Source organism: Bacillus sp. FSL K6-0069 (genome assembly GCF_038007785.1).
Lineage (GTDB): Bacteria > Bacillota > Bacilli > Bacillales > Bacillaceae_G > Bacillus_A > Bacillus_A mobilis.
In genome coordinates, this window is sequence record NZ_JBBOXN010000001.1 from 1,880,269 (window position 1) to 1,894,304 (window position 14,036).

Sequence of the window (14,036 nt, forward strand, 5' to 3'; positions counted from 1 at the left end):
AATATTCTTATATTTCGGTATTTTAATTGTAACATAAATGTATGAGATGAATAAATATGCTTTTTGCCTTGACGATATAAAGTAATTATTGTTATGGTTAAACGTGAGTGTATAAAAGGTTTGCTAAAGGAGTTTTGAAATGAAGCGGTTAAAATGGGGAAGGCTGACGATCCTAGTAGTCATTATTTTAGGGATATGTTGGTTCTTATTCCAAGGAACTCAAAAGAGTGCAACAAATGTAGAAGGACAACCTTTACAGGTGGCGGAATTACCTAAAACAGGATTAACTGAAAAAGTAGTGCCACCAAAGTACATACCACCGGAAATTGATGCAAAAGCAGCTATGATTATCGATGCGAGTAATGGAGATATTATTTATCAACATAATGAAAATGAAGCTTTTGCGCCAGCAAGTATGTCTAAGATGATGACAGCGTACCTACTATTAGAAAATGTACATAATGGGAAAGTTCGCTGGGAAGATCCGGTAAAAATGAGTGCGAAAGCGGCACAAACAGAGGGTGCGAGAATCCCAGTCCAAGTGAATGACACATTAACTGTTAAAGATTTGTACCATGCATTAATGATTGAATCAGCAAATAATTCGGCTGTAGCTTTAGCAGAACATATGGCAAAAACAGAGAAAGATTTCGTTCAGCTTATGAATGAAAAAGCAAAGCAGTTAAAAATGTCGGAGTATGCTAAATTTGCAAATGCGTCAGGACTACAAGAACCTGATGGAAGTGAGACGAAGATGACAGCTGCTGATGTAGCAAACTTGGCGTATCATCTTATAAAAGATTATCCAGAAATATTAGAAGTGACTCATTTACGTCAAAGTCAGTTAGCATTTAATAATATTAATGTTACAAGTACAAATGATATGTTAAACAAAAATAATAAAGCTTTATATATAGAAGGAATAGACGGATTAAAAACAGGATTTACAGATAGCGCGGGGTATTGTTTTACGGGTACAGCAAAACAAGGTGATACTCGTATTATTACAGTTGTAATGGGAACAAAAGGAAAAACGAAGCGTTTTACAGAGACGAATAAGCTAATGTCATATGCATTTGGCTTAGTTAATTAAGTAAAATATTGAGTTAGATCATTATATAAGAAAGGCAATTTGTTGTTACTTATTATAGGTAACAATAAATTGCCTTTTTATTTTTAGAATTAGGAAATAAAAAGGTAAAAAATGTGAGTGTTATTATTTGAGTTTATTATTGTTTGTTGATAGTATAAAGTTAGAAACTTATTAATGATAAGTTTTAAGAGGCAGAATATGATGTGTACATATGAAAAAGCCTCAAATGAAAATTGGAGGGAATTATGATGGCAAAAGATTTTTACTCAGCAATTGAAGACAGAAGATCTATTTACGCGATTAGTAAAGAGCAAGTAGTTTCTGATGAGAAAATTCAAGAAGTGATTTATCATGCTGTAAAACATACACCTTCAGCTTTTAACTCTCAGAGCGCTCGCGTTGTCGTCTTGCTTGGAGAACAACATGATAAGTTATGGGATATTACGAAAGAAACGTTACGAAAAATTGTACCTGAAAATAATTTTGCATCTACTGAAGAAAAAATGAATGCATTTAAAAGTGGTTATGGAACGGTTCTATACTTCGAAGATAGTCAAGTAGTGGAAGAACTGCAAGAAAACTTTGCCTTATATAAAGAGAATTTTCCCGTTTGGTCTCAGCAATCCTCAGGAATGTTACAATTTGCAATTTGGACAGCTTTAGAAATTGAAGGATTTGGTGCTACATTGCAGCATTACAATCCATTAATTGATGAAGCAGTGAGAAAAGAATGGGAAGTTCCAGGGAACTGGAAACTTACTGCGCAAATGCCGTTTGGTAAACCGGTGGTAACTGCAGGTGAAAAAGAATACCAACCTTTAGAAAACCGTGTGAAAATTTATAAATAATGTAGGAACGATAAAGTGAAACTTTAATCAGTGGGGGAGTTGTTCATCCACCACTGATTATCAGCCTTCACCAATCGGGCTTTTACGGGCAGTTGATCCCCCACTTATCTTTTTTGCTTTCGCTGAATTTTGAGGTGGGGGTCTTACTGCCCGTTAATGTGGGATAAAAGGTGAACAGAAATATAATCTGTTCACCTTTTTATAAGTAGTAAGGATTTTTTTGATAGGAATTTTTCATCTGATTTTTTAATTCGTTTTTACGTGTTTCAATAGTTGATATTTTTTGTAACGTAATAATTGAAACGAATTGAAAAAAAGCATAGTACAGTTCTATATTTTTATTTGTAGGATCATCTATTATGTTTTTCATAAATATACCTCCTTTTTTAATAATAAGACTTCCATATCAAAATTCAATGCTACGTGGAGAATACCTACCCGTAAAAGTTCGATTGGTTTCCGGGTAGGATGGATAATACATGTATGGATTAAGACGCCACTCTATATATGATAATATAAATATCCTGAAAATTCCATGTACAGCGGAAAATAGGGAGTAAAATGTACATTTTCGTCAAATTAGAACAGAATTTTTGAAGTTAAATCTTACAAATCGTCAAATCTTTTAAAAGCGATAGACAGTATCAAAAATAGTTTTCTGAAAATATTATACTATTGATAAAAAAAGCATTTTTTGTCATGATAAGAGTATGCTTCATGGAAAGAACTTTACTAGGAAATACATTCTTTGCATTGTATTAGATTAATAGAGTTTTTCGAAGTGGATAGGAAAAATATATTAAGATAATGAATGGAATGTCGAGTTTTCAATGAAATACATATGGAATTTGAAAAAAGCATTGCAAAAACAGTAAGTTTAATGGTAAAGTTCACATGAAGTTCACACGGAATTCACTTCATTCGTTTAAAATGAACTCTGTGTGAAAAATAAAACTCTTGTTAAAAAATGGAACTTAATGAATATTTTACTTTGATAATATTGTAATGTATTAAGTTTATAAGTTTTTTTAAGAGGATAGTAGGGAAAGGAAGTAAAGACAACTTATGAAAAAAGTAATTGCAGGTTTAGCAGCAGCTTCAGTAGTGGGTGTTGCAGTTCCAGGTATGGATTCTGCTCAGGCACAAGTTTCAAACGAGGCGCTAAAAGAAATCAATGGACAAAATCAAACTCAAAATCAAACGACTGTAACTGAAACAAAAACTGTAGAAACAAAATCTGATTTAAAATACACAGTAACTGCTGATGTATTAAATGTTCGTTCAGGTGCTGGTACAGGACATAACGTGATTTCTAAAGTGAAATCAGGTCAAGTACTACAAGTAATTGGACAAGAAAACGGTTGGTTCAAAGTAACTGTAAACGGTCAAACTGGTTATGTAAGTGGTGACTTCGTAACGACTGGTGGTAAAACAGGAACTACTGTTCAACAAGGAACTGGTACTTACACAGTAAACGTTTCTTCACTAAACGTACGTACAGGCCCAAGTACATCTCATACAGTATTAGGCTCTGTAAATAAAGGTAAAACAGTACAAGTTGTTGGAGAAGTACAAGATTGGTTTAAAATTAACTTCAATGGTGGAACTGGATACGTAAGCAAAGACTTCGTAACAAAAGGTGGTTCTGCTGTATCTAACGAAACAAAACAACCAACTACAAACAACAATACTACTACAGTTCAAACTGGTGGTTCTTATGTTGTTAACACTGGTGCTTTAAAAGTACGTACAGGCCCAGCTACATACAACGCTGTAATCGGTGGCGTAACACAAGGTAAAGTATTAAACGTTACTGGCGCTGAAAATGGTTGGTACAAAATTAACCATAACGGCCGTACAGGTTACGTAAGTGCAGACTTCGTTAAGTTTGTAAAAGGCGGAGTAAACAACGTTACAAATAACAATAACAATAACGTTACAAATAACGTTCAACAACCAGGTAAAGACGTACAAAAACCAACAACAGGTGGAGATACATCTTCAATCGCTGGATTCGCTAGATCTTTAAATGGTTCACCATACAGAACTGCTGGTACAACACCTGCTGGTTTTGACTGCAGTGGATTCATTCACTACGTATTAAATCAAACTGGTCATAAAGGCGCTCGTCAAACAGTTGCTGGATACTGGAGCTCTAAAACAAAAACTAGCAATCCACAACCAGGTGATTTAGTATACTTCCAAAATACTTATAAATCAGGTCCTTCTCACATGGGCGTTTACTTAGGAAACGGTCAGTTCATTAGTGCAGAAACAGATGCAACTGGTGTACGTATTAGTTCTGTAAGTAACTCTTACTGGAGCAAGCACATGTTAGGTTACACAAAAGCATACTAAGAAAAAGTAGTTTATATACTTTTCGTATAGAGAAAAGGCTTTCCAGGGAAACTTGGGAAGCCTTTTTATAGTTGAATAAATTGAGAATGTAGTAGTTTTTACTGTAACTTCCCATTTAAAAATCGAGCGTATAGGTCATGGAAATAGTTCGGACGAAATAAGTTTGCTGCATGTCCTGCAAGCGGTATTTCTTTGTATAAAACGTTAGGAAGAATGGATTTCAAATCAAAAAGACAAGATTTATAGAGATGATCATGTTCACCCATTACCCATAGAATAGGGTGGGGAAGTGATTTTAATTTGGATTTTAAATCGAATTCTAAACGATGCCGTAATGATTGGACAATAATTGATGAATGTAATTGCAATCCGAAACGGTAATAAATATTTCTTGAAATGACTGCAAACGGATTTGCTTTTAGTATGCCACTTGGGAAGATGGTATTTGCGTATTGAGAGAGCCATTTAGAGTAATCGTCTCCTCGCTTCTCCCAAAATTTTTGAAATACGTTATATAAAAGGGATGGATTATTATAATGTCCACCAATGTGACAAATGCTCAATACTTTTTCTGGATGCATTTGTGCAAAAATTGTAGAGATATAACAGCCGTAACTTAGAGCGCAAATATGAGCTTTTTGAATGCCTTCTTTTTCATATAAATTCAATAATTGATCTACGAGGCGCTGTAATGAAAATTCGATATCTGCACCTTTATCATCGCCATGACCTAATAAGTCATAAGTTATAATGTTATAGGAGGCTGAAAATCGTTTATGCTCTTTTTTGAAGGCACGACGATTGCCGACTAAGCCATGAATAAAAATGATTGTTTCCTTTTCGGAATGTATATTTGTTTGCAAAAAGGATACTCCTTTCAATAACGGGAGATTTATATAGTATTGTAAATTGGTTATCTATAATTCGCATAGAATAATATTAAGTACCTGGTAATAATATCAGATATTTATACTTGTTGTAAAGATGCGTTTGTATGTATATTTTGTAAAAAGAGAAAAAGTGTGTTTACATTCAGTTTACATTTGTATTGTATTCTATTTTTAGAAAGAACAGTTTGGTTTAACACGAGGAGATGAACAGGAATGGAAGTTAGAAATGAGATGAAGAAAAAAGGGAGCTGGAGGCAGTTTTTACGCCTTATTCAAGATACAAATCCTCCGAAAGGGATTCTTGCTTTTGCGTTATTAATGAGTTTGCTTTCTACGGGAGCGAGTTTATTTATACCGATGTTAACGAAAGGGTTAGTAGATAATTTTTCACTTTCGTCAATAAGTACAGGACAAATTGTTGGGCTAGTTGCATTCTTTATTATGCAAACTATAGCTGCAGGATTGTCTATATATTTACTAAATTATATAGGACAGAAGATCGTAGCTGGACTGAGAGAACGTTTGTGGAAAAAGGTGCTTATATTACCGGTAACTTATTATGATCAAAATAGAACAGGTGATACCATTAGTCGTATGACAAATGATACAGGAGTTGTGAAAACATTAATTTCTGAGCATTTGTCAAACTTATTAACAGGCGGTATTTCAATTGTTGGATCATTAATTGTATTATTTGTTTTAGATTGGAAAATGACACTTTTACTTTTAACAGTTATTCCATTATCAGTACTAATTTTAGTTCCACTTGGACGGAAAATGTATAAGATTTCAAAAGCACTTCAAGATGAAACGGCTTCTTTTACTAGTGTATTAACACAGGTGTTATCAGAAATTCGTTTAGTGAAGTCTTCGAACACAGAAAAAAAGGAATATGAAACTGGAAATAAAGGTATTGAAAAGCTATTACAATTTGGTTTGAAAGAGGGAAAAGTGCAAGCATTAATTTCACCAGTTATGTCATTTGTTTTAATGGCATTGCTTGTTATTATCGTAGGATATGGTGGAATGCGAGTTTCTAGCGGTGCATTAACAACAGGAGAACTAGTAGCGTTTATTTTATATTTAGTTCAAATTATAATGCCGATGAGTCAATTATCTATGTTCTTTACACAATTCCAAAAGGCAATTGGTGCAACGGAAAGAATTAATACAATTTTAGAATATGAAGTAGAAGATCATGAAACTGGTGTGAAGGTTACAAATGCTAAGCAGCCAATCGTTCTTGAAAATGTACATTTTGAGTATAACGAAGAAGAGCAAGTTTTAAAGAATATTGATTTCACAATTGAATCAGGAAAAGTAACAGCAATCGTAGGACCAAGTGGTAGCGGGAAAACGACGTTATTCTCATTATTAGAACGTTTTTATGAGCCGACTAGTGGTGCCATTAAATTAGGGAAAGAATCAATTACGAGTTATTCACTACAATCATGGCGACGTCAAATTGGTTATGTTTCACAAGATAGTCCGTTAACCGATGGAACAATCCGTGATAACATTTGTTACGGTGTTGAGGGCGAAGTGACAGATGCAGAAATTGAAAAAGTAGCAGCAATGGCATATGTTGATGCATTTATTCATGATTTGCCAAACGGATACGCAACAGAAGTGGGAGAACGTGGTGTGAAGCTTTCTGGAGGACAAAGACAGCGAATTGCTATTGCCCGAGCATTACTTCGAAATCCACAAATTCTTATGTTAGATGAAGCAACTTCCAGTCTAGATAGTAAGTCTGAGTCTGTCGTTCAAAAGGCATTAAATAACTTAATGAAAGGCAGAACAACGTTAGTTATTGCACATAGACTTTCTACTGTTGTAGATGCAGATAAAATTATCTTTATAGAAAAAGGGAATCTTACAGGAAGCGGTACACATGATGAATTATTACACTCACATGATATGTATCGTGAATTTGCAACGCAACAATTGAAAATTAAAGAGGCGGCATTATAAAATGAATAATCAGTGGGGAATTTGCTTCACTGATTATTTGTTTTTAACAGTAATAAAATAGATGCGGAGTAGAAAGGAAATGGTTCTTTTGATACCTAAAATATTAATTGTGGACGATGATCCGCATATTAGAGAACTTGTTTCTGTTTTTTTAGAACGAGAAGGTTTTCAAACATATGAGGCAATTGATGGTCTAGATGCACTGAAGAAAATAGATGAAGTGAAAGTTGATATGGTTATTCTTGATATCATGATGCCAAATATGGATGGATTTGATGTATGTTTTGAATTAAGGAAGTATTATGATATTCCGATTTTGATGCTAACTGCTAAAGGAGAAACGTCTCAAAAAGTAAAAGGATTTCACCTTGGCACGGATGATTATCTTGTAAAACCATTTGATCCGATAGAACTAGTAGTGAGAGTTAAGGCGTTATTGAAACGTTACCAAATTACAGTGTCGCAATCGATTCAAGTTGGAAATGTACTGTTAAATCGTAAAACATTTGAAGTGAAACTGGAAGAGAAAACGGTCACACTGCCGTTAAAGGAATTCGAGTTGCTCTTTACATTAGGTTCTAAAGCAGGAAGAACGTGTTCGAGAGAGCAATTAATTGAAGATGTATGGGGATATGATTTTGAAGGGAATGAACGTACACTAGACGTTCATATTAATCGGCTACGTGAGAAGTTTCAAGAAGAGAAGTCGAAGTTCAGTATTAAAACGATAAGAGGCTTAGGGTATCGCTTAGAGGTAAGTAAATGAGAAAAAGAAAACGAATGAGTAAGTTGAAGATGTTGAAAGTAACGGGAGCGATCATAGCGCTCTTTTCTTTTCTCACTATAATTTGGTCTATCGCATTTTATGTAGCAACTAGTATATTGAATGCTCTTGAAATACATGTATCGTCGTTTGTTGCCTTTTTAATTAGTGATATGGTCGGTTTTGTATTTATTGTTCTTATTTGGACATTGTTTGGGATATTAATGAGGCCAAAACGACAGGCGATGATTTGGACGATTATTGAACCGATACAAAAAATTGCAAAAGGAGACTTCTCTGTAAAAATACGAAATGAAGAAAAGTATGATGGAGAAATTGGTGTACTCGTAAAAAGTATAAATGATATGACAGACGAACTGAATGCGATGGAGAAAATGCGTCAGGAATTTGTATCGAATGTGTCACATGAAATCCAGTCACCATTAACTTCTATAAAAGGATTCGCTAGAGCGCTACAAGACGATAACCTTTCCGAGGAAAAAAGAAAGCATTATCTTACCATTATTGAAACGGAAACGACGAGATTATCTAAACTAAGTCAAAATTTACTGAAACTAACTCTTTTAGAGTCAGAAGAGTATACACCAGAAAGAGTGACTTATCGATTAGATCAACAGTTAAAGCAAATTGTATTAAATAGTGAACCACTCTGGGCTGAAAAAGAAATTGAGCTAGAACTTAATTTAGGGAAAGTACTCATTACCGCTGACCAAGAAAGTATGAGTCAAGTTTGGATTAATTTAATTCATAATAGTATAAAATTTACTCCAAGTGGCGGCACTATTATAATCCAGTTACAAGAAAATGAGAAATTAGTTGAAGTACGTATTCGCGATTCGGGAATTGGTATATCTGAAAAACAGAAACAACATATTTTTGAACGTTTTTATAAAGCAGATTCTTCACGAAATCGTGCGTATGGAGGAAGTGGCTTAGGTTTGGCTATCGTAAAAAAAGTACTCGACCTTCATCAAGGAGATATAAAAGTCGAGAGTAAGGAAGGGAATGGTACGGAATTTATTGTGCGTATTCCAAATTATGAAGAGAAATAGTGTTAGGAGGAAATTCTTCTAACACTATTTCTCTTTAAAAATACATTTCCCATTACTGCAACTATATTGATAAGCTCTCCCTTCGCTATTCATACGGTATGAGTAATCTGATTCTTTATCTTTCTGGAAGTCAACGTACGCTTCTGCACCACTTTTATCATCATCTATATCAATGAATTGAACGTTGCGTATAGAATAATCTTTCTTCTCACTTAAACCCCTTTCTTGTAAGTTTGTATGAATCCCGTCTACTAACTCGTCAAACAATGACCAGTTTAAATAAAGGTTTTCAAATGACTCAGTATGTCTTCCTAAAATGCCGTTGTCTTGTATTATTTTTTTATTAGTATCGTATGTATAAGCGTATGTAAAATAAGGTTCGTCTTTATAAACGACTTCTGCATAATAGCCGATATTATAAAGGGGAGTATATCTTCCAGTAATGCTTTGTATTTCTGCTTGCTTATATCTTTTTATAGTATGGAGATATTCGTTAGTATCTTTTTCTATTACTTTATAGTTTAGTGGATTACCAAATATAAAGTACATCGCAAACAATATGATACATAGTCCGACTGCAGTTAGTGACAAGAACCATTTTTTTCTTTTCATACACATACACTCTCCTATGCTAGATTTGTTTTTATTTTACATGAATAATGATGGAAATATGAGACTAATAAATAAAAAACTTTCTATAGTTACCTACAAGTAACCTACGCACATGAAAGTGCATCATTGCCTTTTTACATAAACATAGATACAATTTTAATATAATACATAACTGAGATGATTAAGGAGTGTTATACTTGGCAGAATTATTACAAGGTAAAAATGCTTTAATTACAGGAGCAGGTAGAGGAATTGGTCGCGCTGTAGCGATCGCGTTAGCGAAAGAGGGCGTAAATGTCGGTCTTTTAGCTCGTTCAGAAGAAAACTTAAAAGCTGTTGCGAAAGAAGTAGAAGCAGAAGGCATAAAAGCTGTTATTGCGACTGCTGATGTATCTTCATATGAAGAGGTAACGACTGCAATTGAAACGTTAAAAAACGGTTTAGGATCTATCGATATTTTAATTAATAACGCTGGTATTTCTAAATTCGGTAAGTTTTTAGAATTAGACGTTGCTGATTGGGAAAAAATCATTCAAGTAAACTTAATGGGTGTATACTATGCAACTCGCGCAGCTTTACCAAGCATGATTGAACAACAATCTGGTGATATCATTAACATTTCATCTACAGCAGGACAAAAAGGTGCACCTGTAACAAGTGCATATAGTGCTTCTAAATTTGGTGTTCTTGGTTTAACAGAATCGTTAGCGATGGAAGTTCGCAAACATAACATTCGTGTAACAGCTCTAACTCCAAGTACAGTAGCAACTGATATGGCTGTAGATTTAGGATTAACTGACGGCAACCCAGATAAAGTAATGCAAGCAGAAGATATTGCGGAGTTTATCGTAGCGCAGCTGAAATTAAATAAACGTACATTTATTAAATCAGCAGGACTTTGGTCTACTAATCCGTAGGGGATAAATGTATAAACAAAAGAAGGGATATTTATTCTGTAATGGAGTAGATGTCCCTTCTTTATTTTTGTTTATGAGACAGAATTTTCGGTATAATCAAATGTGAATAATAGAAAAGCATTGAAAGGGATGGTATTTACATGAGTATGATTGAGAAATGGACGGCTGTTGATCAATATGTAAGTGATGTATTAATACCGCAAGATTCTATATTAGAAGAAGTTCTTCAAGCAAATGCGGCAGCTAATTTACCAGCACATGATGTATCGCCAACGCAAGGGAAGTTTTTGCAACTATTAGTACAAATTCAAGGAGCTCGAAACATTTTGGAAATTGGTACTCTAGGCGGATATAGCACGATATGGCTTGCAAGGGGCTTGCCATCTGGGGGCCGAGTTGTTACATTGGAAGCGAATGAAAAACATGCAGAAATTGCACGTAGCAATATTGAACGCGCCAATTTGAATGATAGAATTGAAGTGCGAACAGGATTAGCTTTAGACTCTTTACAGCAAATAGAAAATGAGAAGTATGAACCATTTGATTTTATTTTCATAGACGCTGATAAACAAAATAACCCTACCTATTTTGAATGGGCACTGAAACTATCACGCCCTGGTACTATAATTATTGGTGATAACGTAGTGCGTAAAGGAGAAGTTATTGACAATACGAGTAACGATCCTCGCGTACAAGGGATACGTCGCTTCTATGAATTAATAGCTGCAGAGCCACGTGTAAGTGCTACTGCGCTTCAAACTGTCGGAAGTAAAGGATACGATGGGTTTGTAATGGCAGTCGTAAAAGATTGATGTGAGGAGGTAAAAGGGATGAAAAAGAAATTTCAAAAATTATAACATGTATCGTGTACAACGCAGCTAGCTCGTGGACCTCCAACATACTTGGAAATATAAGTTTATATAAAAATTGGAGGTTAGGAATAGATGAGAACTGAAAAAGAAATGTTAGACTTAATTATAAATACAGCAAAAGAGGATGAAAGAATTCGAGCTGTCATTATGAATGGATCACGTGTAAATCCAAATGTGAAAAGAGATTGTTTTCAAGACTATGATATTATGTATGTTGTACATGATATACAATCTTTTACGTCTAATCATAATTGGATTCATAGATTTGGAGAAATAATGATTGTACAAATGCCAGAAGAAATGTCATTAATTCCAGCGGACGAAGACGGGAAATTTCCGTATTTAATGCAGTTTATGGATGGAAATCGAATTGATTTAACGTTAGTTCCAGTTGATTTGATAAATAAGTTCGTTGGACAAGATAGTTTAAGTGAACTGCTTCTCGATAAAGATAATGGTATTGTTGAATTTCCACCAGCAAGCGATAAAGACTACTTAATAAAAAAGCCTACAGAAAAAGAATTTTTAGATTGCTGTAATGAATTTTGGTGGTGTAGTACGAATGTGGCAAAAGGACTATGGAGAGAAGAGCTTTCTTATGCGAAAGGGATGCTTGATGGTCCAGTACGAGATATGTTCATCGTAATGCTAGAATGGCATATTGGTATGAAAACAGACTTTACAGGTAATGCAGGAAAGTTTGGGAAGCATTTCGAGCAATATATTGAAAAAGATATGTGGGAGCAATTTAAACGTACCTATTCGAATGCAGAATATGAAAACATATGGGAGTCATTCTTTGTCATGGGGAAATTATTTAGGGAAGTAGCGAATGAAATTGCTAACACATATGGATATCAATACCCGCAAGGTGATGATGACAGAGTGACGAGCTATTTAAAACATGTGAAAGCTTTGCCGAAAGATAGTACATCGATTTATTAATAATATAAAGCAATAAGACTGTCCTAATTATGGACAGTCTTATTTTTGTTCATGAATAGGAATTTCCCTAACAAAGTGCAGAGGAATCACATATGAAATTTTAGGGAGGTTTTTATTATGTATTATTTTTATTCGTCAGAAATGTTTGCCCCATATCAATGGGGACTAGAACGAGATGTTTCATACGCCTATATGCCATATCACTCATTTTATTATGGAGACTATATAAGCGCATTGCCATACGCATATATCCCTCAAAACTATGAAGTGCAAATGAAAGCATATGAGCGTGGATCGTGGACGCCATTTTCGTGGGTCGAAAAATATGCGTACGCATTTTCCGGACCATACAATAAAGCGGAAGTCGCTCTTACATTTGATGATGGACCAGATTTAGAATTTACGCCGAAAATTTTAGATAAGTTAAAACAACATAATGTAAAAGCAACTTTTTTCTTGCTTGGTGAAAACGCAGAGAAGTATCCGAATGTAGTAAAACGTATTGCGAATGAAGGGCATGCAATTGGTAATCATACGTATAGCCATCTAAATTTAGCGAAAGTAAATGATGCTGAGTACCGTAATCAAATTATAAAAACAGAAGAAATATTAAATCGTTTAGCGGGTTATGCACCGAAGTTTATTCGTCCGCCGTACGGTGAAATACTTGAAAATCAATTGAAGTGGGCGACAGAGCAAAACTTTATGATTGTACAGTGGAGTGTTGATACAGTTGATTGGAAAGGCGTAAGCGCTGATACGATTACAAATAATGTGTTAGGTAATTCATTCCCGGGTAGTGTTATACTTCAGCATTCAACACCAGGTGGGCATTTGCACGGATCTGTAGAGGCACTAGACAAAATCATTCCTCAGTTAAAAACGAAAGGGGCACGCTTTGTAACGCTGCCAAGTATGTTCCAAACATCGAAAGGGAGAAAATAAACTGGAATTTAAATCGGCCGGGTATTGTCAATCATCGACTATAAAGAATAGGCCTCCCAAGTACTTTAAAATGGGAGGCCTATTCTTTATAGACTATTATTTTCTAGTAAGTCTTTTCCTTGCTCTATAACAAATTCATAGTATGCAAGATCATATGGATAAATATCTTCAAATGTTATCGTTATCGGTTTATTGCTTAAAACAGAAATAGTCGTTAAAGTTGCAATCTCTTTTTTTAATAGTTGTAAAAAAGTGGTTGCATGTACTTTCATCACATCGTCCACTTCTTCCCCTGGTGCAAATGGAAGTGGATTGATGACATTGTGGAAATACATATGACAAAACTCGCGATCTGTAAGATTTGAAATTTCATAATCTATTTTAAAGATGCCTTTGTATGCTAAATCAGTCGTTTGAAATGAAAGCCCCAATTCTTCTTCAATTTCACGAAGACCACCAATTTGTACATCTTCATCGTGCATAATATGTCCGGCTGAAGTAATATCCCATATACATGGAGCTTCTTTTTTATTTTTAGAGCGTAATTGGAAATATAAGAACATATCTTCAGCATCTTTTTCTACGAACCAACAATGAAATGTTTCGTGCCAATCACCGTCACGATGCACTTCATCACGCAATTTCTTCCCAAGTGTATTTCTTTCAGGATCAAATATTGTTAACCACTCTGTCATTTTAATTCCCCTTTCTGCAAATTTTATTATACAATATTTGTATTGAATTTT

At 34.6% G+C, this 14,036-nt stretch carries 14 protein-coding genes; 10 read left to right on the forward strand and 4 right to left on the reverse strand.

The annotated features are described in order from the left end of the window. Positions 1-139: 139 nt before the first annotated feature. Positions 140-1,093: a D-alanyl-D-alanine carboxypeptidase family protein gene (locus tag MHB74_RS09695; protein ID WP_061676861.1), complete on the forward strand. Its 954-nt coding sequence runs from the start codon at positions 140-142 to the stop codon at positions 1,091-1,093. 245 nt (positions 1,094-1,338) lie between these two features. Beyond that, positions 1,339-1,941: a nitroreductase family protein gene (locus MHB74_RS09700; RefSeq protein WP_186292095.1), complete on the forward strand. Its 603-nt coding sequence runs from the start codon at positions 1,339-1,341 to the stop codon at positions 1,939-1,941. Between the two features lie 199 nt (positions 1,942-2,140). On the opposite strand, the gene MHB74_RS09705 is transcribed toward MHB74_RS09700, so the two are convergent. Continuing rightward, positions 2,141-2,311, reverse strand: a complete 171-nt coding sequence (locus MHB74_RS09705; protein ID WP_061676863.1) for a hypothetical protein — start codon at positions 2,309-2,311, stop codon at positions 2,141-2,143. 695 nt (positions 2,312-3,006) lie between these two features. Here MHB74_RS09705 and entFM point away from each other — a divergent pair. Further along, positions 3,007-4,299: an enterotoxin EntFM gene (gene entFM / locus MHB74_RS09710; RefSeq protein WP_061676864.1), complete on the forward strand. Its 1,293-nt coding sequence runs from the start codon at positions 3,007-3,009 to the stop codon at positions 4,297-4,299. Positions 4,300-4,397: 98 nt separating this feature from the next. On the opposite strand, the gene MHB74_RS09715 is transcribed toward entFM, so the two are convergent. Then, positions 4,398-5,162, reverse strand: coding sequence for an alpha/beta fold hydrolase (locus MHB74_RS09715; protein ID WP_061676865.1), 765 nt, complete (start codon positions 5,160-5,162; stop codon positions 4,398-4,400). 240 nt (positions 5,163-5,402) lie between these two features. On the opposite strand from MHB74_RS09715, the gene MHB74_RS09720 reads away from it, so the two are divergent. The 3 genes from MHB74_RS09720 (at position 5,403) to hitS (ending at position 8,999) form a co-directional block, all read left to right on the forward strand. Then, on the forward strand, positions 5,403-7,163 hold the full coding sequence (locus tag MHB74_RS09720; RefSeq protein WP_061676866.1) for an ABC transporter ATP-binding protein: 1,761 nt from the start codon (positions 5,403-5,405) through the stop codon (positions 7,161-7,163). A gap of 88 nt (positions 7,164-7,251) precedes the next feature. Then, on the forward strand, positions 7,252-7,929 hold the full coding sequence (hitR, locus tag MHB74_RS09725; protein WP_061676887.1) for an envelope stress response regulator transcription factor HitR: 678 nt from the start codon (positions 7,252-7,254) through the stop codon (positions 7,927-7,929). After that, positions 7,926-8,999, forward strand: a complete 1,074-nt coding sequence (hitS, locus tag MHB74_RS09730) for an envelope stress sensor histidine kinase HitS (RefSeq protein WP_061676867.1) — start codon at positions 7,926-7,928, stop codon at positions 8,997-8,999. The genes hitR and hitS overlap by 4 nt, the downstream gene beginning before the upstream one ends. 24 nt (positions 9,000-9,023) lie before the next feature. On the opposite strand, the gene MHB74_RS09735 is transcribed toward hitS, so the two are convergent. Continuing rightward, positions 9,024-9,611 (reverse strand): DUF3139 domain-containing protein, encoded by a 588-nt coding sequence (locus MHB74_RS09735; protein WP_061676868.1) that lies wholly within the window; start codon positions 9,609-9,611, stop codon positions 9,024-9,026. Positions 9,612-9,808: 197 nt separating this feature from the next. On the opposite strand from MHB74_RS09735, the gene MHB74_RS09740 reads away from it, so the two are divergent. The 4 genes from MHB74_RS09740 to MHB74_RS09755 all read left to right on the forward strand — a co-directional run bounded on the left by MHB74_RS09740 (position 9,809) and on the right by MHB74_RS09755 (position 13,290). After that, positions 9,809-10,528, forward strand: a complete 720-nt coding sequence (locus tag MHB74_RS09740) for a 3-ketoacyl-ACP reductase (RefSeq protein ID WP_061676869.1) — start codon at positions 9,809-9,811, stop codon at positions 10,526-10,528. Between the two features lie 140 nt (positions 10,529-10,668). After that, on the forward strand, positions 10,669-11,340 hold the full coding sequence (locus MHB74_RS09745; RefSeq protein ID WP_061676870.1) for an O-methyltransferase: 672 nt from the start codon (positions 10,669-10,671) through the stop codon (positions 11,338-11,340). A 132-nt stretch (positions 11,341-11,472) separates the two neighbouring features. Then, positions 11,473-12,345 (forward strand): aminoglycoside 6-adenylyltransferase, encoded by an 873-nt coding sequence (locus MHB74_RS09750; protein WP_061676871.1) that lies wholly within the window; start codon positions 11,473-11,475, stop codon positions 12,343-12,345. 117 nt (positions 12,346-12,462) lie between these two features. Further along, entirely contained in the window at positions 12,463-13,290 is an 828-nt protein-coding gene (locus MHB74_RS09755; RefSeq protein WP_061676872.1) for a peptidoglycan-N-acetylglucosamine deacetylase, read from the forward strand. A gap of 86 nt (positions 13,291-13,376) precedes the next feature. Here MHB74_RS09755 and MHB74_RS09760 read toward each other — a convergent pair whose 3' ends face one another. Continuing rightward, positions 13,377-13,985: an NUDIX hydrolase gene (locus tag MHB74_RS09760; RefSeq protein WP_061676873.1), complete on the reverse strand. Its 609-nt coding sequence runs from the start codon at positions 13,983-13,985 to the stop codon at positions 13,377-13,379. Between the last annotated feature and the right edge of the window lie 51 nt (positions 13,986-14,036).